24 protein-coding genes and 5 pseudogenes are annotated in these 18750 nt (G+C 40.9%); 7 read left to right on the plus strand and 22 right to left on the minus strand.

Features of this window, described 5'->3' with window-relative positions; all coding sequences use genetic code 11:
- Positions 1-21: 21 nt before the first annotated feature.
- Together nadE and G4D76_RS04750 are read right to left on the minus strand one after the other, a co-directional pair.
- A pseudogene (gene nadE / locus G4D76_RS04745) lies at positions 22-838 on the minus strand (ammonia-dependent NAD(+) synthetase).
- A 6-nt stretch (positions 839-844) separates the two neighbouring features.
- Positions 845-2294: pseudogene (locus tag G4D76_RS04750) on the minus strand (nicotinate phosphoribosyltransferase).
- A 185-nt stretch (positions 2295-2479) separates the two neighbouring features.
- Here G4D76_RS04750 and G4D76_RS04755 point away from each other — a divergent pair.
- Positions 2480-3405, plus strand: a pseudogene (locus G4D76_RS04755) (manganese-dependent inorganic pyrophosphatase).
- A 310-nt stretch (positions 3406-3715) separates the two neighbouring features.
- Here G4D76_RS04755 and G4D76_RS04760 read toward each other — a convergent pair.
- The 3 genes from G4D76_RS04760 to G4D76_RS04770 form a co-directional block, all read right to left on the minus strand.
- Positions 3716-4444, minus strand: coding sequence for a nuclease-related domain-containing protein (locus G4D76_RS04760; RefSeq protein WP_213810690.1), 729 nt, complete (start codon positions 4442-4444; stop codon positions 3716-3718).
- An 11-nt stretch (positions 4445-4455) separates the two neighbouring features.
- Complete coding sequence (locus G4D76_RS04765) at positions 4456-4689, minus strand: hypothetical protein (RefSeq protein WP_213810691.1); 234 nt, start codon at positions 4687-4689, stop codon at positions 4456-4458.
- Positions 4690-4880: 191 nt separating this feature from the next.
- Positions 4881-5165, minus strand: a complete 285-nt coding sequence (locus G4D76_RS04770) for a hypothetical protein (RefSeq protein WP_026858665.1) — start codon at positions 5163-5165, stop codon at positions 4881-4883.
- A 114-nt stretch (positions 5166-5279) separates the two neighbouring features.
- Here G4D76_RS04770 and G4D76_RS04775 point away from each other — a divergent pair, with 114 nt between their 5' ends.
- Entirely contained in the window at positions 5280-5666 is a 387-nt protein-coding gene (locus G4D76_RS04775) for a YolD-like family protein (protein WP_026858664.1), read from the plus strand.
- A 9-nt stretch (positions 5667-5675) separates the two neighbouring features.
- On the opposite strand, the gene G4D76_RS04780 is transcribed toward G4D76_RS04775, so the two are convergent.
- Complete coding sequence (locus G4D76_RS04780; protein WP_213810692.1) at positions 5676-6548, minus strand: bifunctional 5,10-methylenetetrahydrofolate dehydrogenase/5,10-methenyltetrahydrofolate cyclohydrolase; 873 nt, start codon at positions 6546-6548, stop codon at positions 5676-5678.
- 108 nt (positions 6549-6656) lie between these two features.
- Complete coding sequence (gene rpmG / locus G4D76_RS04785) at positions 6657-6806, minus strand: 50S ribosomal protein L33 (protein ID WP_035785093.1); 150 nt, start codon at positions 6804-6806, stop codon at positions 6657-6659.
- Between the two features lie 241 nt (positions 6807-7047).
- On the opposite strand from rpmG, the gene G4D76_RS04790 reads away from it, so the two are divergent.
- Positions 7048-7989: a metal ABC transporter solute-binding protein, Zn/Mn family gene (locus tag G4D76_RS04790; protein WP_213810693.1), complete on the plus strand. Its 942-nt coding sequence runs from the start codon at positions 7048-7050 to the stop codon at positions 7987-7989.
- A 33-nt stretch (positions 7990-8022) separates the two neighbouring features.
- On the opposite strand, the gene G4D76_RS04795 is transcribed toward G4D76_RS04790, so the two are convergent.
- From G4D76_RS04795 to G4D76_RS14670, 6 genes and pseudogenes are all read right to left on the minus strand, one after another.
- The gene (locus G4D76_RS04795; protein WP_213811067.1) at positions 8023-8196 is read right to left on the minus strand and encodes a hypothetical protein; all 174 of its coding nucleotides are present in this window, start codon (positions 8194-8196) and stop codon (positions 8023-8025) included.
- A gap of 12 nt (positions 8197-8208) precedes the next feature.
- A pseudogene (locus G4D76_RS04800) lies at positions 8209-8629 on the minus strand ((deoxy)nucleoside triphosphate pyrophosphohydrolase).
- Between the two features lie 19 nt (positions 8630-8648).
- Positions 8649-9755 carry an iron-containing alcohol dehydrogenase gene (locus tag G4D76_RS04805; RefSeq protein WP_213810694.1) on the minus strand — a complete coding sequence of 369 codons (1107 nt, stop codon included), beginning with the start codon at positions 9753-9755 and terminating at the stop codon, positions 8649-8651.
- Position 9756: 1 nt separating this feature from the next.
- Complete coding sequence (locus G4D76_RS04810; RefSeq protein ID WP_026858659.1) at positions 9757-10083, minus strand: TIGR04104 family putative zinc finger protein; 327 nt, start codon at positions 10081-10083, stop codon at positions 9757-9759.
- 68 nt (positions 10084-10151) lie between these two features.
- Positions 10152-10298, minus strand: coding sequence for a hypothetical protein (locus G4D76_RS14665; protein WP_250130200.1), 147 nt, complete (start codon positions 10296-10298; stop codon positions 10152-10154).
- Positions 10295-10453 (minus strand): thiamine-binding protein, encoded by a 159-nt coding sequence (locus G4D76_RS14670; protein WP_250130201.1) that lies wholly within the window; start codon positions 10451-10453, stop codon positions 10295-10297. Before G4D76_RS14670 ends, G4D76_RS14665 begins: the two co-directional genes overlap by 4 nt.
- Before the next feature lie 79 nt (positions 10454-10532).
- Here G4D76_RS14670 and G4D76_RS04820 point away from each other — a divergent pair, with 79 nt between their 5' ends.
- Positions 10533-10715 (plus strand): hypothetical protein, encoded by a 183-nt coding sequence (locus tag G4D76_RS04820; protein ID WP_213810695.1) that lies wholly within the window; start codon positions 10533-10535, stop codon positions 10713-10715.
- On the opposite strand, the gene G4D76_RS14675 is transcribed toward G4D76_RS04820, so the two are convergent.
- The 9 genes from G4D76_RS14675 to G4D76_RS04855 all read right to left on the minus strand — a co-directional run bounded on the left by G4D76_RS14675 (position 10712) and on the right by G4D76_RS04855 (position 16403).
- Positions 10712-10888 (minus strand): hypothetical protein, encoded by a 177-nt coding sequence (locus G4D76_RS14675; protein WP_250130202.1) that lies wholly within the window; start codon positions 10886-10888, stop codon positions 10712-10714. The two genes, G4D76_RS04820 and G4D76_RS14675, sit on opposite strands and share 4 nt — an antisense overlap.
- 62 nt (positions 10889-10950) lie before the next feature.
- Positions 10951-11826: a CapA family protein gene (locus G4D76_RS04825; RefSeq protein WP_250130203.1), complete on the minus strand. Its 876-nt coding sequence runs from the start codon at positions 11824-11826 to the stop codon at positions 10951-10953.
- A gap of 1 nt (position 11827) precedes the next feature.
- Positions 11828-12160, minus strand: a complete 333-nt coding sequence (locus G4D76_RS14680) for a M23 family metallopeptidase (RefSeq protein WP_250130204.1) — start codon at positions 12158-12160, stop codon at positions 11828-11830.
- Positions 12161-12347: 187 nt separating this feature from the next.
- A complete protein-coding gene (locus G4D76_RS14685; RefSeq protein WP_250130205.1) occupies positions 12348-12689 on the minus strand; it encodes a hypothetical protein in 342 nt (113 codons plus the stop codon).
- Position 12690: 1 nt separating this feature from the next.
- Positions 12691-13368 (minus strand): ABC transporter substrate-binding protein, encoded by a 678-nt coding sequence (locus tag G4D76_RS04835; RefSeq protein WP_213810696.1) that lies wholly within the window; start codon positions 13366-13368, stop codon positions 12691-12693.
- Entirely contained in the window at positions 13337-13621 is a 285-nt protein-coding gene (locus G4D76_RS04840; protein WP_213810697.1) for a hypothetical protein, read from the minus strand. The genes G4D76_RS04835 and G4D76_RS04840 overlap by 32 nt, the downstream gene beginning before the upstream one ends.
- An 85-nt stretch (positions 13622-13706) precedes the next feature.
- Positions 13707-13997 (minus strand): hypothetical protein, encoded by a 291-nt coding sequence (locus tag G4D76_RS04845; protein ID WP_213810698.1) that lies wholly within the window; start codon positions 13995-13997, stop codon positions 13707-13709.
- A 107-nt stretch (positions 13998-14104) separates the two neighbouring features.
- Positions 14105-14653, minus strand: coding sequence for a VanZ family protein (locus tag G4D76_RS04850; RefSeq protein ID WP_026858652.1), 549 nt, complete (start codon positions 14651-14653; stop codon positions 14105-14107).
- A 94-nt stretch (positions 14654-14747) separates the two neighbouring features.
- Positions 14748-16403 (minus strand): ABC transporter ATP-binding protein, encoded by a 1656-nt coding sequence (locus G4D76_RS04855; RefSeq protein ID WP_371814585.1) that lies wholly within the window; start codon positions 16401-16403, stop codon positions 14748-14750.
- Between the two features lie 98 nt (positions 16404-16501).
- Here G4D76_RS04855 and G4D76_RS04860 point away from each other — a divergent pair.
- From G4D76_RS04860 to G4D76_RS04870, 3 genes and pseudogenes are all read left to right on the plus strand, one after another.
- Positions 16502-17398 (plus strand): annotated as a pseudogene (locus G4D76_RS04860) (ABC transporter ATP-binding protein).
- Positions 17391-17951 carry an ABC transporter permease family protein gene (locus G4D76_RS04865; protein WP_213810699.1) on the plus strand — a complete coding sequence of 187 codons (561 nt, stop codon included), beginning with the start codon at positions 17391-17393 and terminating at the stop codon, positions 17949-17951. Before G4D76_RS04860 ends, G4D76_RS04865 begins: the two are co-directional and overlap by 8 nt.
- A 50-nt stretch (positions 17952-18001) precedes the next feature.
- Positions 18002-18739: an ABC transporter permease gene (locus tag G4D76_RS04870; protein ID WP_250130206.1), complete on the plus strand. Its 738-nt coding sequence runs from the start codon at positions 18002-18004 to the stop codon at positions 18737-18739.
- Positions 18740-18750 lie beyond the last annotated feature (11 nt).

Below are 18750 nucleotides of genomic sequence, written 5' to 3' on the forward strand. Positions count from 1 at the left end.
AATCCTGCCTTCTTTCTTTAATTAAATTGGTAAATTGTAGCGATTATAAGGTAAATCGCGTTTGTGCTGTGACTGATAATATAAAGTTTTGATTCTGTTATATGCTTCATCCGGAACTGATTTTCCTTCTAAAAAGTCATCGATATGCTCATAAGTAACACCGAGTGCTTCTTCATCACTTAACAGCGGTTTATCATCTTCCAAATCAGCCGTGGGGATTTTTTCATACAGATGAGCTGACGCTCCAAGATACTTCATAATCTCCCGTCCCTGGCGTTTGTTCAATCCTGTCAGCGGTGCAAGGTCTACTGCTCCGTCACCGTGCTTCGTATAAAAACCGGTCAGTGCTTCAGCTGCATGATCTGTACCGAGAACAATTCCGCCGGTATGGGCAGCGATAGCGTACTGGACTTTCATGCGTTCGCGTGCTTTTTCGTTGCCTTCGACAAAGTCGCTTAACTCATAACCGCTGTCTGACAGCGCCTTAACGCCGGCATCAACCGCCGGTTTAATATTGACTGTCGTTTCAACGCTCGGGCCGATAAATTCCATTGCATCACGCGCATCGTCTTCGTCGCGCTGTTGTCCGTAAGGCAGGCGCACGCCGTAAAATTTAATGCTGTGCCCTTCTTCGTTCAATTCATCGACAGCAAGCTGTGCAATTTTACCGAGCAGCGTCGAGTCCTGCCCGCCCGAAATACCGAGGACAAAACTTTAATAAAATCATTTTTTTAACATAATCTTTTAGAAAATCGATAATTTCACGCGTTTCTGCTGCCGGGTCGATTTCCGGTTTCACGTGCAGTTCATCTACTATGTGCTGTTGCAATTTATCCATATAAAATCACTCCAATATATTATTTGAAAGTTCTTCTATGAGTTCATTTTTGACATTCCATAATTCAGTCGATAAATCCACCGGATATTCCTGGGGATTTAAGAAACGTTTCGTTTCTTCCCAAATTGTATCGAGGCTCTGTCGGCAGTTCTTCTGCATCTCATCGACTGACGGTGAACTGTAAACAGCCTTGCCGTCGACGAACACATCATGCAGCAGTTCAACAGGTTCAAACGATTTAACCAATTTCCGTTTCATCGGATGCACCGGATGGAACATCAAGAGCGGTTTGTCAGTATCGATGACTTCATCATGAAGTGTAATATAATCTCCCTCTGACATTCCTGATTCCTTATTTATGATACGGTAAACTTTCTTCTTGGGGTGTCGTCGTTTTTTCAACATTTCCTGAAATTTTCATGCGGTTCTGCCATTCGCCTGTTTCATTTTGAATCGCAGCAAGTTTATAGACCGCACCGAGTGCCGGGTTGTCATAAGCTGTAATCAGTTTCGTACCGATTCCCCAGCCGTCAACTTTAGCCCCCTGCGACATTAATGATAATATCGTCACTTCGTCGAGATCATTTGAGACGATAATCTGTGTCTCCTCGTAACCTGCAGCGTCAAGCATTTTGCGGGCCTGCTTCGTTAAATAGGCAATATCCCCTGAATCTATTCTGATACCTTTGAAATTAATTTTATCACCGAATTCATCCGCTACTTTAATCGCAGTCGGAATACCTGATTTTAATGTGTCGAATGTATCGACTAAAAATACGCAGTCCGAATGCGTTTCAGCGTAAGCTTTAAACGCATCATAGTCGTTGCCGTAAGCCTGCACCATTGCGTGAGCGTGCGTCCCGCTCGGTTTTAAGCCGAACAATTTCGCCGCTCTGACGTTGCTCGTGCCGTCGAAACCGCCGATAACTGCAGCGCGTGCGCCCCATAAAGCAGCATCGAACTCGTGTGCACGGCGCGTGCCGAATTCCATTAAGTTGTCGTTAGGCACCAATTGTCTGATGCGGCTCGCTTTCGTTGCGATAAGCGTCTGAAAGTTCACGATATTGAGCAGTGCCGTTTCAATCAGCTGAGCCTCAACGAGTGTCGCTTCAATTTGGACAAGCGGTTCATTATTAAATACCGTTTCTCCTTCAGCCATTGAACGGACCGTTCCCGTAAAGTGAATTGTTTTTAAGTAATTTAAAAAGTCATCGCTGTAGCCGAGCGCGCTTAAATATTCGATATCGCTGTCTGAGAAATGGAGTTTCTCCAAATAATCAATAATACGCGTTAAGCCCGCAAAAACAGCATAGCCGTTTTCAAAAGGCATTTTCCTGAAATATAAATCAAAAATTGTCTGACGTTCATGTATACCCTGCTCATAGTAAGTTTTTGCCATGTTGATCTGATATAAATCCGTGTGCAGCATGAAGCTGTCATCCTTATACTGGTACATACATCCATCTCCTGTGCATTAACAATATATTTGCTTTAATTTTATCATATAAACTTATTGTATGAACGTTTTGAATACACTATTATCCGGTGATTTTAAAAACTAAGATATAGATAGATAAAAGCAGTAATGTTAAAATGTAATCATATATAATTTTAGTACAAAGAAAAAGGAGACAGACAGTAATGACACAAAAAATATTCGGTCATCAAAATCCTGATACAGATACAGTCACATCAGCACTTGTAGCTGCTGATATTGAAACTCAGCTCGGCAACGATGCAGTACCGTACCGCCTAGGTGAAATAAGCAGTGAAACTGCATATGCACTTGAACACTTCGGTGTGGAGGCACCTGCTTTACTAAATGAAGTCGGCGCCGGCGACGAAGTTATTTTAGTCGACCACAATGAAAAACAGCAATCCGCTCTCGGTATTGAAAATGCGACAGTGACGAAAGTATTCGATCACCACAGAATCGCAAACTTTGAAACAGAAGGACCGCTCTACTACCGTGCTGAACCCGTCGGCTGTACAGCAACAATCCTGAACAAAATTTACAAAGAAAATAACTTAACAATCTCAAAAGAATCTGCCGGACTGATGCTCTCTGCGATTATCTCGGACACATTATTATTCAAATCTCCGACAACGACAGAAGAAGATATCGATGCAGCAGCTGAACTTAAAGACATCGCAGGCGTTGACCTGGAAGCGTACGGCCTTGAAATGCTGAAAGCAGGCGCATCAACTTCTGATAAAACAGCTGCTCAGTTAATTACAGGAGATGCTAAAACATTCGATATCGGCGAAAAAAGTGTGCGAATCGCACAAGTTAACGTCGTTGACGTAGACGAAGTATTCGCACGCCGCGAAGAAATCGAAATTGCGATTAATAACGAATCGAAAAAGACGGCTACGACCTGTTTACACTGATTGTGACAGACATTCTGAACTCCAACTCTAAAGTACTTGCTTTAGGGCCTGAATTCTCATCTGTAGAACGCGCATTCGACGTTGCTCTCGATCAGAACACAGCAATCTTAGAGGGTGTGGTCTCCCGCAAGAAGCAAGTCGTTCCTAACATTACAAAAGCACTAGCTGATTTATAGAATATATTGTGGAAACCCGCCGGATTGGCGGGTTTTCTGTTGTTTTTGGGGAAGCAGGGCGCGCGGGTTCCTTCATGAGGTTCGTGACGGGGTCCGAAGGCGCGCGGATCCCTTCATGAGATTCGTGACGGGGTCCGAAGGCGCGCGGATCCCTTCATGAGGTTCGTGACGGGGTCCAAAGGCGCGCGGATCCCTTCATGAGGTTCGTGACGGGGTCCAAAGGCGCGCGGATCCCTTCATAAGGTTCGTGACGGGGTCCAAAGGCGCGCGGATCCCTTCATGAGGTCCGTGACGGGGTCCGCCACCGATTTCACGTTAAATAATCTCTATGCTTCATATTTTTTTTGGTCTGTTTATATGCATCATCAAAATCATGATACTTAAATGTATAATACGTCTGATTTCCTTTCTTATGCACATCACAGTATTTCAAAAATGCACGATAAACTACTTTTTTATCGAATTCATTTCCTATCAGCTCAAGTACTGACTTCCTCGTCATTCCTTCACCGTAAAATAAGTATTTAAAATCACTCATCACCCTAAGCATATGGGTTTCATTGGATTCTTTCATTCCGCAGCTCACACACTGGCGATGGTAACGGGTTTTTATCAGATTAAAACCTCCGCAGTTCCCGCAGTACAATCCAGTGCTAACCCGCTCAGCATTCGAACTTCCATTAAAATACGGATTCTCTGTAATATGCTCACGAATTAACGAGACCAGTCCCTCAGCTTTCTCCGTATTATAACTTTCTTTAAACTGCCGGAAGTATTTTTTCAAGTCCATACGGATGACGATATTTTTCCATATTGAATTATCTTCTGAATACAATTTGAAGTCATCGTTTGGAAAAATCACTTTCCCCTTAATATCAACAGTAATTTTAGCGTTCCTGAAAATCCGGTACAGTTTCCCGACTGCCCGGTCAACCTGTGTAAATGGATTGTCCGGAACAACTTCATTATTCTTAATGAATCTGCCATTTTTATAATAATACTCGCCGCTGTAATTTTTAATTTCGTTTACCGCAATCACGTCATTCGCAATTATAATACTGTCATACTGCGCGCCTGATTTCCCAGATGCAAGATAACATCCCTAAAAATATATAAATTATCGTGGCCGGTTTCGTCGAACAATTTATCGTATAGACATTCTCCCAGAAACCCATTTTCGTATATCTTCAATTTTCTCGCATCCTCAGCACTTAAAACCTCCCTCCTGCTCAATGCTCTGTAATGTAAAAGTTCTGCCGTTGCATTTCTGTCATTTAAATACATTCATTTTCCTCCTTTTTAAAAAGATCCTTCTACCCTATATATACGGGAAAACAGCGATTTCCTTTTAAAAAAGTTACTTAAACACAAAAATAGCAAAACTGGTTTACTTATTACACGAACCTCTCTGTTTTTAACATTTTATTCCAACTCAACAAAAAAACCGAAACCATATCGGCCTCGGTTTTATTTATCTATTCGAATATTCTCATGAGTACGCTCGTTTTGCCTTCCTGCAAATGTTTCTTTGAACAGTCATCTCTCACTTTATATTGCAGTTCGTTCAGTGCATTGCTGAATGACATTTCATCTATCCAGTTCGTTAAATCCGCCTGATCATAACATACCGGAGCAACTATTACGCCGCTTGTATGATCGACAATAACCCGTGTTGTACCGCTTGTTTTATCTACTAATGGAAGTACCAGAACAGCAAGTACAATTGCCGTAATAATGCCCCATACTATTTTCTTTCTCATCTCATTTCCCCGTTCGCTTTTTATATCCTCTATAACTTAACATAAATATCCGCCTTGAAAAAGAACATATGTTCGTATAATGATTATTAAGTGTTAAGAAAGAAGGAGTTTATTATGAATGATCGCGGTAATCCTTCCGAAAATTTACATTCAAATATTCCTGAAGGTCGCGGCATGGTGAAGTGGGCGCCTTTTGCAACGATGCCTGAGCAGTTTGAAAATGTCGGCAATCTGATGGATAATCAGAAGAAAATTAAACGTCCTGAATTATCTGATGACCGGCTGGACGAGCTTGAATATACTTTAAAACGTGCTGCTGATGAAAAACTTCCGGTCAGAGTTTCTTATTATTACGATGGCAGCCGCTTCAGTCTTTCTCTCCATATTATAAAAATAGACCAATGGAGCATGATGCTCATTGGTCAAATATACGGGACCGAAGATTTCACCTTCGTGCCGTTTATCGATATATTGGATATTCATATATTATCTGCCAGCTGACAGCTGATATTATTTTTCTAAGAATAATACCGGTTCTTTCTGGTGCTCTGTCGCTTTCACTAAATGATATGCAAGAACTGTCGTTGTAATTGCGCCAATTCCGCCTGGGACTGGTGTGATAAACGAGGCTTTATCTTTAACAGCTTCGTAGTTTACATCGCCGACCATTTTACCTTCATCAGTAAAGTTAATACCGACATCAACAACAATTGCGCCTTCTTTAACGTGTTCTTCATCAATCAGATTAATTGCACCTGCTGCACTGACAATCACGTCTGCATCTTTACATTTATCCACAAGATTTTCAGTGTATAAGTTACACGTTGTAACCGTAGCTTCTCTGTTCATCATTAACAGAGACAATGGTTTACCAACTACTGCACTTGCACCGACTACTGTAACATTTTTACCTTTTAAGTCGATATCGTAGAAATCGAGCATGTTCATTACTGCTGCCGGCGTACACGGCTCCAGACGGTCAGGATCGTTTGTCAGCACTTTGCCGAGGTTCGAAGCTTTCATACCGTCTATGTCTTTAAACGAGTTCATAATTTCCGCGACACGTTTCATCGGGATATGTTTTGGCAGCGGCTGCAGAAGCAGAATGCCGTGAATTGAATAATCTTCGTTTATTTCTCTGAATTTAGTTAGAAATACTTTTGTCGATACATCTTCCGGAAAATGAAATTGAGCTGTGTCCATACCCAGTTTTTCAAAACGTTTTACTGCAGCATTTTCATAAGAAATCGAGTCTGATAAGTCGCCGATTCTGACGAATGCAACTTTTGGTTTAATACCGTGAGCTTCAGAAACTTCCAAAGCATTTTTAATTTCTTCAGATAAGTGTGCTGCTACTTTTTTTCCGTCCATAACTACTGTCATTAAAAGCACTCTCCTTACTTTTTCTGGTTAATTACCCATCGACAATTATAACATAACTAAATCAAATATAAAAAAAAGCTATCATCCGAAGATGATAGCGATAAGAAATTATTTAGTTTCACGGTGTAGAGTGTGCTTGTTTAATCTAGGGCAGAATTTCATCATTTCGATACGCTCTGGATTGTTTCTTTTGTTTTTCTTAGTGCTGTAGTTGCGGTCTCCGCATTCTGTGCAAGCTAATGTAACGATTGTTCTCATTTCTGTCGCCTCCTTCGTTAAGTTAAATCGATATTAAATGATAATATACTCGAATCAACTGGCCAGTTGATCATCCACTTGGTAGATGATTGGTATATATTTTATAAATCACCTTATCTATTTTACTAGCAGAACGAAAAAATTTCAAGTCTTTCTTATTTCTTAAATATACAGTTGCACATTGCAGCATATTCCTATATAATTTTAAATCGTAATGATTACGATAAAGAGAGGATCCCCTATGAAAAAACTGTTCCCCGTTTTACTTTTATTATTAATACTTACCGCATGCAGCAATGAAGATAACAGCACAAGCGACAGTGAATTAACTATATATACGACAGTCTTTCCGTTAACCAGCTTCGTTGAACAGATAGCCGGCGATACTGTTAATGTAGAATCAATTTATCCGCCCGGTGTTGATATGCACTCTTATGAACCGACTCAAAAAGAGATGATGTCTTACTCAGACGGTGATTTATTTATGACGACATCGAACGAGCTCGACCCGGTCGCAGCAAGTATTGCCGACACGATAAACGGCGACACTGAGATTGTTGAAACAGCAGCTGACATTGACACCGGTGCTTTCCTCGACAGCCAGCACGCTCATGAGCATGACCACGGTGAAGATGAAGAGGCTCACGACCACGGTCACGGCAGTATGGATCCCCACATCTGGCTCAGTCCGGATCTGGCTATAGAAATGGCAGAGGCAGTTAAAAATTCACTGGCTGAACATAATCCTGAATCAGCCGATATGTATAACGAAAACTTTGAAGTACTGAAAAGTGATATCGAAGAAATAGATGAACAGCTCCTTGCCGTTACAGAAAATCCGGTTAATACTGATGTTTATATTTCTCATGAATCCATCGGATATTTAGCACATCAGTACGGTTTCCATCAGATCGGCATCAGCGGACTGTCCAACCAGGAACCGTCACAGCAGGAACTGACCGAGATTATCGAAAATATTGAAGCACAAAATATTCCTTATATTCTTTATGAGCCTAATGTTTCATCATCTGTTACAGATGTCATCCGCGAGGAAACGAATACTGAACCGCTCTACTTCAATAATCTGGAGTCGCTGTCGACAGAGGATCCTGAAGATTCGACTTACCAGTCGATGATGAAAAAAAATATCGAAACACTCGATAAAGCACTCAACAGCAAATAAAAAAACTTCTGAGAGAATATTCTCAGAAGTTTTTTATTTACTCTTTACCGCGATATAAATCGTGTTTAATATTTTCCGTAAACTCGCGGATTTCATCCACATCTTTTTTAAGTATAATGCTAATACGACTGCTGCTACAGCAGTTAATGCAAATAAGACTACGAACGTTTTAAATAATAATCCTAATAATCCCTTAATAAGATCCACAGCGATCCCCCCTTAATTAACACTTCTATACTCTATTCCCACTTTTTGTTTTATAATCTCAATTGCGGGAATATCTGCAGGTGCCCAGTCTAATTTTTCAATTTCCAAAGGATTTATCCACTTCATTTGAATATGTTCAAGCAGCTGAATTTCACCCGCAAGTATTTTAGCATAGTATGTCGTCAGTTCAACAATGCCAAAATCGTATTCATATTCTGTCGTCGTAATTTTTTCACCGATACTGATATCGAGAGTCATTTCTTCAATCAGTTCACGCTTTAAAGCCTCAACAGGTGTTTCATCAGCTTCTATTTTTCCGCCGGGAAATTCCCATTTTAATGCTAAGTTTTTACCTTCAGGCCGTTGTGCACACAATAATATTATTATCGTCTTCTATTACTGCACCGACGACGCGTATTTTTTCCTTCGACATAATTAAATCCTCCGTCTGTTTACTTCGTTTCCAGCATCCGGATAATTTCATCTTCGGATAATTGCGCCAGATTATTTTTATAATTCCCTGCTGCCATTGTCCGGCGTGCAATCTCCGGAATATGTTTACGGTCGATGCCGAGTTCCTCAAATGTCATGCAGAGACCAAGACGTTTTTTCAAGCCGTTTAGTTCCTTCGCTAACGCTTCAGTGTTTTCAAAACCAAGCTGAACACTCACTTTATCGAGTCTCGGGTCCACTTTCGCATTGCAGAGAATCCATTGATCCAGACTGAAAGCACAAGCTTCAGCGTGAGGAATACCAAATTCCGAAGTTAAATAGTAGCTCATCGCGTGAGAACCGCTCGTTGCAGTCTGGCTGAAGCCGATACCTGCAGTCGTGCTCGCAAGCGCCATATTAGAACGTGCTTCAGCGTTTGTGCCCTCGTTATAAGCAAGCTCCAGATTATCAAATGCAAGCTTCAGTGCTGTCACTGCCAGTCCGTCAGAAATCGGATTATTATTCACTGAACCGATTGAGTCCAGCGCATGACAGATTACATCGATACCTGAAATTGCTGTCACAGCCGGCGGACATGTATATGTAAGCTCGGGATCGACAAGTGCAATTTTAGGATAAAGAACTTTACCGTTAATCGACGTTTTAATTCCTTGTTCCTTATCGCTTATTACACTGAATGGTGTCACTTCAGAAGCTGACCCGCTCGTTGAAGGCAGTGCGATAATCGGCAGTGCTTCAGTAATGTTTTTATCCTGAATAATCGTTCTCGCATCGACATTTTTAACGACTGCAGCAGCTGCCGCTTTCGCAGCATCCATCGTTGAGCCGCCTCCTACTGCAATCAGCGCATCAGCATCATGTTCAATTGCAGCATTGATAATATCATCGACGTTGCCGACAGTCGGATTTTCTTCAATATTTGATACAACTGCCTTGATTTGACCCGGCAGCAGCGATTTCAGCAGTTCAGCAATACCGTTTTTCACCTGTGAGTTTGATGCAATGACAACATACGACTGATAACCGTACTCTTCTAAAACTGTATCTATCGTCTGCAGCATTCCCGCACCGAAATGCACTGCTGTTGGATTATTAAAAGTAAACAAATTATTTCCCCCTTGGTTTATCTTTTATATTGTAATCATATCGTTTAAAACGTACCGTCAGCGGCTGGAATAAAAGTAAATACAGCAGAAACATAATAAAACTGATTAATAGTGACGGCACTACCGGCCAGCTCATAATCGGAATTAATATAAAGATAAACAATGCCACACTGAGTATCGCAATATAGTCATATATTATCGATAATGTGGACGGTTCCAAATATTCTTTACAGTTTGGACACTTAATTCGCGTCCGCGGTTTAAGCGCATAGCCGAGCACTTTTTCCTTGTATGTCCATTGATGTTTGCAGTACGGACACTCTCCCATGACATCACCTTGCTTTTAATTTTTTCTTAGCATAATTATAACAAAAAAGAAGAGCGTATTTGCTCTTCCTACTCATCATCTTCAAATTCATAGTAATCTTGTAAAAGATCTTTAATGCTGTTTTCTTCTTTTGACTGTACGAGTTTAATATTCGTCGTTACATGCTCGCAGCCTTCGTTTGATAAATGGGCATTAATCTTTTTAACTAAGTTCATTCATCCAGACTGCCCTCAACTGTCGTTTCCTGCGGGCCGACAAAATGCGTTAAACCGCAGCTCTCAATCAGTTCAATTGCACCTGTCGTATGCGAATACAATTTAGCGTCGCCCGGATGGTACGGTAAAACCTGAATACTCATCAAATAGTTCATTTAAATCTCTCCTCAAATACTTTCTGCTACCATTATGATACTATAAATTAAAGAAAACAAACATTTTGAGGTGACAGTTATGTTTAAAATCAGTAAAGGGTTAAATATCATATTAATCGTTATTGCATTGGGTGCAATTTATTATTTCTCACAGGATTTTCTGAGTCCTTCATGGAATATTCCGCTAATCATCCTGCTGCTCGTTCTCGGTGCTGCATCGATTATGTCAATTATTAAAAAAGAAGAGCCTGAAGATTATTAATCTAAGTACGGTACGAAGTCGACCTGATCACTGTATGATGTCATATGCTCTTCGACATCACCGTACACATCATCCATTCCCATATCGGCTAAAGGATGAAGATAAAAATCTTCGTACTCATTGCTGTCGACGTATGTCGGCATAAAGCGCACCGCTCCGATGTCAGTTTCCACCGCCGGAGTTCAACATTTACTTCCAAAATACCGGAGGCGCGTATTCAATGACTGCTGCGCACTTAAGAAGTTCGACATCGAAATGCGATAACGGCTTCAGAACCGTCTCGTCTTTCATAATGTTCAATCGGCTGCAGTGTGTGCGGATGTGAGCCTACAATAATATCAGCACCCGCTTCTGCCATCGTACGGTATTCAGGTACATGTTCTTCACGCGGGAAATCATCGTACTCCACACCCTGATGATAACTGACAATCAGCACATCCACTTTCTCTCTCAGCGCTTCAATATCCGATAAAATTCTCGGCATATCGATTATATTCACTAAGTATTCCTGCCCTTCAGGCACCGGAATACCGTTCGTTCCATATGTATATGCTAAGAAACCGACATCAATCCCGTTCACCGTAAATATTCTGTCGCGCTCCATATCTTCCTGGCTGACGTTTGCTCCAACGTAATCAATACCGCGTTCAGTTAAGTTTTCAGCTGTTGCAAGCACACCTTCTGCACTGCGGTCGAGCGTGTGGTTATTTGCAAAGTTCACAATATCCGCATCAAAGTAACTCAGTAAATCTGCAACCTCTTCCGGTGCATTAAACGTCGGATAGCCGCTTAAACCAAGTTCTTCACCGCCGATTGGGGTTTCCTGATTCATAAATACGAGATCCTGCTGCTGCAGGTAAGGCGCAACACTTTCAACACGCGACGTGAAATCGTATCCTTCTTCTGTCCTCACATCTTCATATAAATAATCGTGAATTAAAATGTCTCCCGTTGCAGCAAAAGTAAATGAACTGTCCAGATACTGACTCAGGTTATCGTAGAACTGCTCCTTATCAATATGGTTAAATTCTTTTGCATGCGCTTCAAGCGGTTCATCATCAGAACCTGAGAAAATATTTAAAAATAACAATACTGACAAAATTATCTTCATATTATTCACCCCGTAAAGTATCTCCCTGTTTTGGTTCAAAATTTAATTCTGCAAATCTAATTCGAATCGACAGTCCTTTTTCAGGTATTGGCGCATCCATTACATGAAAGTGCAGATGCGGTGTATCGCTTGCCCCGCTGTTGCCGCATGCCGCGATAAGATCACCGGGACGCACTTCGCTTCCTTCTGACACTAATATCGAACCTTCTTTTAGATGGGCAAGCAGGGAATATTCAGCTTCCCCGTGCTTAATTACAATCGCATTACCTTCCGGCTGTTCCATATTCATCGAGAACGGTGCATTATCAGCCACGCCGTCATATACTTTAACCACTGTTCCAGTGCCTGGTGCTGTGACCGCTTCACCGTAACCGTAATGGTCGTTTAAACGTTCTCCACTGCCCTCGTACGGTCTGCCGTCTTTTTTGACGATAAAATCATAAGCATAGCGCTGCGACTCGTGCGGATAGTGGTAATTCCAAAAGTTATTGCTGCCGCCCCATAGTACAAACCACTCTGTTCTAAAAGGCAGTACATACTTTTTCTGTATAAATATAATCGGTATTAAATTTTTCCAGCATGCCGAACTGCAGCCCCACGATATCCCGCTCGTTTGAAAATGCAGCGGTTATCATGCGCATAGTCTGATTATCCACATAGCTGTAGCGCTTTACGCCCGGCTCCAGCTGATTGTGTTTAAACAATTTAAAATCCCCGGTGCCTTCATGAAAAGCTGCCGCTTCTTTTTTAAACTGGTTCAAGGGAATCACGTCCTGATATCCTTTTACAGTCTGAAAGTATATCTCTTCAAATTTTTCCTGATTAAAATAAAATCCAAGTTCTTCCGGATAAATTGCTGACATTTCATTCACCTGCCTCATTTACTTTATCGACAATATACTCCGTCTGATTTTTTATTGATATTAAATCATTTGTAATATAATCATCGCTGTTTAATAAAATAACATTCTCTAGAGGTATACCGAGCGCTTCCGAAAATTCATTCCGAATATTATCATCATTCGGATTTTCAACATTGACGAACATATAATCCGCTTCAAATGCCCCGAAATCTTCAGGCTGTTTTAAATCGAACAAACTATCTTGAACATCTTTAGCTGCCTCGTCCATTTGGAATCCGAGTACATCGTAAACTGCTTCAGTACCGTAGCTCATATATTCATTGTAAAGCAGATAGCGATCCTCATTCTCTACAGCAACGAGTGCTTTCTTCTCGTCCACCTGTTCAGTGAGACCTCTTTTTAAGACCGTTGTCTCAGCTTCCCACTCATCGCCGATTTTGTTCGCTTCATCCTCTTTATTTAATATAACCCCTAAATAATACAGCTGCGTTAAATACACACGCGGGCTAAACGGACTCATAATACCTGAAGAATAAGTAATCCTGATTGACGGTGCTATTTCCTGATATTCTTCAAAATACTCATCCGGAGAGTATGTAACGATTAAGTCCGGATTAATTTCTTTAAGCGATTCAAGATCTCCCGGCTCAAGATACGTCACTTCTTTGCCGTAGGGCATCTTCAATTGTACTGTTATTTTCCAGTCCTTCGTTAACACCGCTTACATTAAATCCCAATAGAGACGCGTTTCCCGGGTCAATCGAGCGGAACAGCACAATATTTTTTGGACTGACAGGAATATCAATCTCATTTGTATCTTCTGTCGTAATTCTTCTTACTTCGCCGTCATCTGATACATCAATTTCTCTAAAGCTTGAACAGCCGGTCAGTATCAGTACTGCTGTCAGCAGCATCATAAATTTTAGTTTCATCTCGTCACCTTCACTATTGATACCGCCATTATACACATAAAAAAAGCCGGGGGATACCCGGCTTTTCGTTTAAGCAAATGCTTCTTTATTTACAGTATCTGCTTGATGCTGTGCTTTGTTTTATAAAAAATTCCAGAAACTTATCCAGCTTCCCTTCAGAAATACTCTTAATGCTGATCAGCAGCTTGTCGTCCTGCCATATATGAAGAATATGCCCAACCAGCAGCAGTTCTTCAACCGTCACCCGTGTAATGTTCTCAAAACTGATTTCTTCTACGCAGACTAAATCATTATCTTCAAGATTCAGAAACAATCTGTGAGTCGTCGCAACTAATGATCCGTGGTATGTACTTTTCTCCCCATCAAAATACTCCACTGACCCTACCAGCGCCGGTCCTACTACTTTTTTGGCAATAAATTAACGCCCTCTATGTGTTTTAATTTGTTGTACATAGACAACATCCCTTTTTTATATGTTCTTTACTACTTACCACCAAAGAGCACATAATAAACATCTTTAAACTTTAAAAATATAACACCGAGTATAACTCCGGCAATTCCGCCAATGGAATTTAAAATAATATCATCGATGCTCGTAATTCTGCCAATCGGCAGAAGATACTGTGTTGTTTCGATAAACACCGACAGCAGCATACATAAAATTGTCGTGAGCAGTTCTTTCCTAATAATAATATACAGAAAGAACGCTGCGGGAATAAACAGAACAATATTCATCAGCACACTGTTAATCAGTGCCTCTGTCGTCGCAAAATACCACAAATCTTTAATGCTTTCAAAAGGTGTCAGCTGGACGATATCACTGTCATTTGAAGTCGGCATCAGCGTCACGAGGGAGATACCGACCAGACTCATCGTCAAACCGATGACCGATAAATATTTAATCTTTTTAGAAATGGAATCCAGATGATATCCGTGTTTTATATTAATCATCAGCGTAACGACTGTAATCAGCATAAAAATCATTACAAATATCGGAATCACCGGCTGAAATGCTTCAAATAAAATACCCATAAAATATACTGCCTCTAATCTTCTCCAAATTGCTGTTCTGTAAATGCTTTATACATCTCGTGAGATGCTAGTTCTTCATGCGTGCCCTCACCTGTCAGGTGTCCGCTGTCGATAAAGTATATTTATCCGAATTCACAATCGTCGACAAACGATGTGCGATAACGAGTACAGTTCTGCCGGCCATCAGTTCATTCAATGCTTCCCCGACATATTTTTCCGACTGTGAGTCGAGGCTTGCAGTTGCCTCATCCAGCATTAGAATTTTCGGATTGCGTAAAAATGCACGGGCAATACCGATACGCTGACGCTGTCCGCCGGACAGTTTCACACCGCGTTCGCCGACTTCCGTCTCCAGTCCTGCAGGCAGCTCGTTAATAAACTCGCTCGTGTAAGACTGTTTCACCGCCCGGTCTATATCTTCGTCATTATATTGACCGGTCTTCAGTCCGTACGTAATATTTTCCCTGATTGTTCCGGACACGATTGCACTTTCCTGTGCAACATAGCCGATACCGCTTCGGTAGTCCCCGAGCGGAACGTCTTCAATATTAATATTATCTATTGTAATCTCACCGTTCCATACAGAATAATAACGTTCAATAAGAGAAAATATTGTAGATTTCCCGCTGCCGCTTGGACCGACAAATGCAATTTTTTGATTGTTATTCGCGGCAAACGAAATGTTTTCAAGCACAGGAGTATCGTCATATCCAAAAGACACATCATTGAAGCGAAGCGTCTTATATGATAATTCCGCACTGTCCATATTCCCGGGTTTTTCATCTTCCATATCCAGTATGCCGATAATTCTTCCCGTTGCACCAAGTGCCTTATTATACTCTGTAAAGAACATCGCAAACATGGTCATCGGCATAATAATCTGGAATAAATACAGCAAGAAAGCAACAAGTGTACCGATAGTCATTGTGCCGTCAGCCACTCTGAGTCCGCCGTAGCCGATAACGAGTATAATCACAAACATCATAATCGTATACATAATCGGTGACAGCAATGCGTTAATGACCGCTTCTTTCATACCGTATTTATACAGCTGGTTAATACCACGGATGCCTTTTTCCTGTTCGTAGCTTTCTGCATTAAATGATTTCATTAACCGGATTTCACTCAATGTTTCCTGTATAGAGCCGGTAAAAACAGCTGTCTCATCCTGGAGCTTTTTCGATATTTTCTGCATACGGCTGCCGAGCGGCATAATAACCGCAATCGAAATTGGCAGTGAGACGAACATGATTAACGTCAGTTTCCAGTCGAGGAAAAACAAGATAATGACCGAGCCCGCAACACTTAAAATCCCGCTGATTAATTGCGGAAAATGACTCGTAATCAGATTCTGAATAATGCTCGTATCGTTAACGACACGGCTGACTGACTCACCGCTTTTAGTTTTATCGAAATAGCTCACCGGCAGTTTAAGGAACTTCTCCCAGACCATTTCGCGTAAACTCCGGACGACGGTCTGCCCTATTTTAGCGAGCATGTAGTACGATATGCCGTCGATGACTGCGCTCCCTAAAAATACACCGATAATTAAAACGACAAGAGGTGCTGTAATCAGGTCAGTATTGAAGCCGTCGATAAACATCTGTGTCAGAAGCGGAACGATTAACGAACCGATGGTGCCTATCAGCGTCAGCAGAACACCTGTATAGAATAACCCTTTTTTCACATTGGTACTTTTTATTAAATTAATAAACTTTTTGAATGATGCTTTTTCTTCATTATTATTCAAATTTCCGCCCCTCTCATAAACCCAACTTACATTATAACGATTTTTGTCTGTTTAAGCATTATGGTAAACTTAATTTAACAAAGTTAAGGGGGAATATTATGACTCTGGAAATTACGAATATTACAAAAGTATTCGGAGAACAAACAGCTGTGGATTCAATTAACATCAATGTGCCGGCAGGAAGCATGTACGGTTTTCTCGGCGGTAACGGTGCCGGGAAGACGACAACGTTCCGTATGATTTTAAAACTGCTCACACCGACGTCAGGCACCATTTTATATAATGGTGAGACTATCGGATATCATATGACGGATAAAATCGGCTACTTGCCCGAAGAACGCGGACTGCACCCAAAATTAAAAGTATCAGAACAAGTCCTTTATTTAGCCGAGTTAAAAGGAATGTCAAAAAAAGAAGCTAATAAAGCACTGGATTACTGGCTTGAACGTTTTAAAGTAACCGAAAACAAATTTAAAAAAATTGAAAAACTGTCTAAAGGGAACCAGCAGAAAATCCAGCTGATCGCTTCTATAATACATAACCCCGAGCTGATCATTCTCGATGAGCCGTTCAGCGGACTCGATCCCATTAATGTTGAAATGCTGAAAGATGCGGTAAAAGAGTTGAATGCCCAGGGCTCCACTATTTTCAGTACCCACCGTATGGAACATGTTGAAGAGCTATGCGAAGAAATTATGCATACTCGACCGCGGCAAACAGATAGTCAGCGGCAATATCGACCAGATTAAAAAAGACTTCGGCCAAAAAGAAATAATTATCGAAGGTGAACATGATATTTCGTTCGTTAAAGATATGCCGGGAGTTTTGAAATGAAACAGATAAGAAATAAATCAGTCATTAAAATTGCCGAAGAAAAATATGCGGAAGATATTTATAACCGTATTACTGATATCGGCTACTTTAAACGATTCCAAGTCAATGAGCCATCGTTAAATGATATCTTTATCGCGAAAGTAGGTCGTGATTATGAATAAATTTATGACGACATTTAATCTCACTTTTTTCTCGAAATTAAAAGCCAAATCATTTTTAGTTACAACACTGATTATTATTGCAGGAATGTTTATCGCGTTTAACCTCGATAAAATTATCGGCCTGTTCGATTCTGAAGATGACGCGCTGATGCTTCAGGTTGACGCCGATGAGTCTTTCCTGTCAGTCTTCGAACCGACACTGCAGTCTTATGATGAAACGATTGAACTCGTCGAAGCAGACGGCAATGCAACGCTTGAAGTTGTGAATACCGAGCCGCTCGAAGCTGAAATGCGTATGGATGAAGAGATTTCAACATCCCAGGAGCAGAACATACAGCTTGCCTTAAACGAGACAAACCGCGCCTATGTGCTGCAGTCGCTCGAACTGAGTCAAGAAGAAATTGCACAGGTGTACGAGGAGGTTCCAGTTGAATTCTTAGTAGCTGCGGGCGATGATTCAGGAGAGTTTGAAGCAGCCGGTGCCGATGATACTAATGTATTAAATATGATTGTTTTCTACTTCTCGGTAATTCTGATGTTCATTATATTCTGAACTATGCAAGTCAGATTGCGACGGAAATTGCGAATGAGAAATCTTCACGTGTGATAGAAATGATTGTATCGAGCATTCGTCCGACGCAGCATTTAATGGCAAAAGTGTTCGCCATGATTTCTGTCAGTGTTATACAAGTTGGCTTAATTACCGCAGGCGGTCTGATCGCATTTTATTTTTCTGATACGACTGCCCTGCTCGAGCAGTTCGGCCTCGAGACTAATGACCAGACATTGAAAATAGTCATTTACTGTATTATCTATGTCATTCTCGGATTAATTCTTTATCTGTCTGTTGCAGCGATGCTCGGTTCATTTATTAACCGGATGGAAGATCTGCAGCAGGGACTTATGCCGGTAACATTCCTCAGCATGATCGGGTACTTTATCGCGCTCGGCGGAATGTCATTTGCAGATAATATTGCAGTGACGATTACAAGTTACTTCCCATTCTTCACACCATTCGTTATGCCGCTGCGCCTGCTCGTTAACGATACAGGTCATACACCGATGCTGATCGGTATCGCGATTATGACTGCAACAATTATTATTACTCTCTTGCTCGCAGGCTTCGTCTATAAGAGAAGTGTACTGTCGACAGAGAGCGGTATTATTAAAAATCTTAAAAGAATAAGAAATAAGCTGTTCATAATCATCCCCTTCACCTTAAAAATGAAGGGGGTTTTTTATTTAAAAAATGTATTTTTGTGCAGTAAAATATTTAAAAATAAATTTCTATTTAATTTTAAATTATGCTCTTATTTTACATTCAAAAAAGATTTTAAATAGTCATTGACAAA

This window comes from Jeotgalicoccus sp. WY2 (assembly GCF_018437745.1).
GTDB classification, from domain to species: domain Bacteria; phylum Bacillota; class Bacilli; order Staphylococcales; family Salinicoccaceae; genus Jeotgalicoccus; species Jeotgalicoccus psychrophilus.

Coding starts and splice junctions, on each gene's coding strand:
- G4D76_RS04850 (WP_026858652.1), bottom strand. CDS start 14,653: ATGGGTATTTTATTTGAAGCATTTCAGCCGGTGATTCCGATATTTGTA.
- G4D76_RS04865 (WP_213810699.1), top strand. CDS start 17,391: ATGAATAAATTTATGACGACATTTAATCTCACTTTTTTCTCGAAATTA.
- rpmG (WP_035785093.1), bottom strand. CDS start 6,806: ATGAGAACAATCGTTACATTAGCTTGCACAGAATGCGGAGACCGCAAC.
- G4D76_RS04825 (WP_250130203.1), bottom strand. CDS start 11,826: ATGAAGATAATTTTGTCAGTATTGTTATTTTTAAATATTTTCTCAGGT.
- G4D76_RS04765 (WP_213810691.1), bottom strand. CDS start 4,689: ATGTATTTAAATGACAGAAATGCAACGGCAGAACTTTTACATTACAGA.
- G4D76_RS04840 (WP_213810697.1), bottom strand. CDS start 13,621: ATGAAACTAAAATTTATGATGCTGCTGACAGCAGTACTGATACTGACC.
- G4D76_RS04770 (WP_026858665.1), bottom strand. CDS start 5,165: ATGAGAAAGAAAATAGTATGGGGCATTATTACGGCAATTGTACTTGCT.
- G4D76_RS14670 (WP_250130201.1), bottom strand. CDS start 10,453: ATGAACTATTTGATGAGTATTCAGGTTTTACCGTACCATCCGGGCGAC.
- G4D76_RS04835 (WP_213810696.1), bottom strand. CDS start 13,368: ATGCCCTACGGCAAAGAAGTGACGTATCTTGAGCCGGGAGATCTTGAA.
- G4D76_RS04780 (WP_213810692.1), bottom strand. CDS start 6,548: ATGACAGTAGTTATGGACGGAAAAAAAGTAGCAGCACACTTATCTGAA.
- G4D76_RS04775 (WP_026858664.1), top strand. CDS start 5,280: ATGAATGATCGCGGTAATCCTTCCGAAAATTTACATTCAAATATTCCT.
- G4D76_RS04820 (WP_213810695.1), top strand. CDS start 10,533: ATGTTTAAAATCAGTAAAGGGTTAAATATCATATTAATCGTTATTGCA.
- G4D76_RS04810 (WP_026858659.1), bottom strand. CDS start 10,083: ATGGGAGAGTGTCCGTACTGCAAACATCAATGGACATACAAGGAAAAA.
- G4D76_RS14665 (WP_250130200.1), bottom strand. CDS start 10,298: ATGAACTTAGTTAAAAAGATTAATGCCCATTTATCAAACGAAGGCTGC.
- G4D76_RS14685 (WP_250130205.1), bottom strand. CDS start 12,689: ATGTCAGCAATTTATCCGGAAGAACTTGGATTTTATTTTAATCAGGAA.
- G4D76_RS04790 (WP_213810693.1), top strand. CDS start 7,048: ATGAAAAAACTGTTCCCCGTTTTACTTTTATTATTAATACTTACCGCA.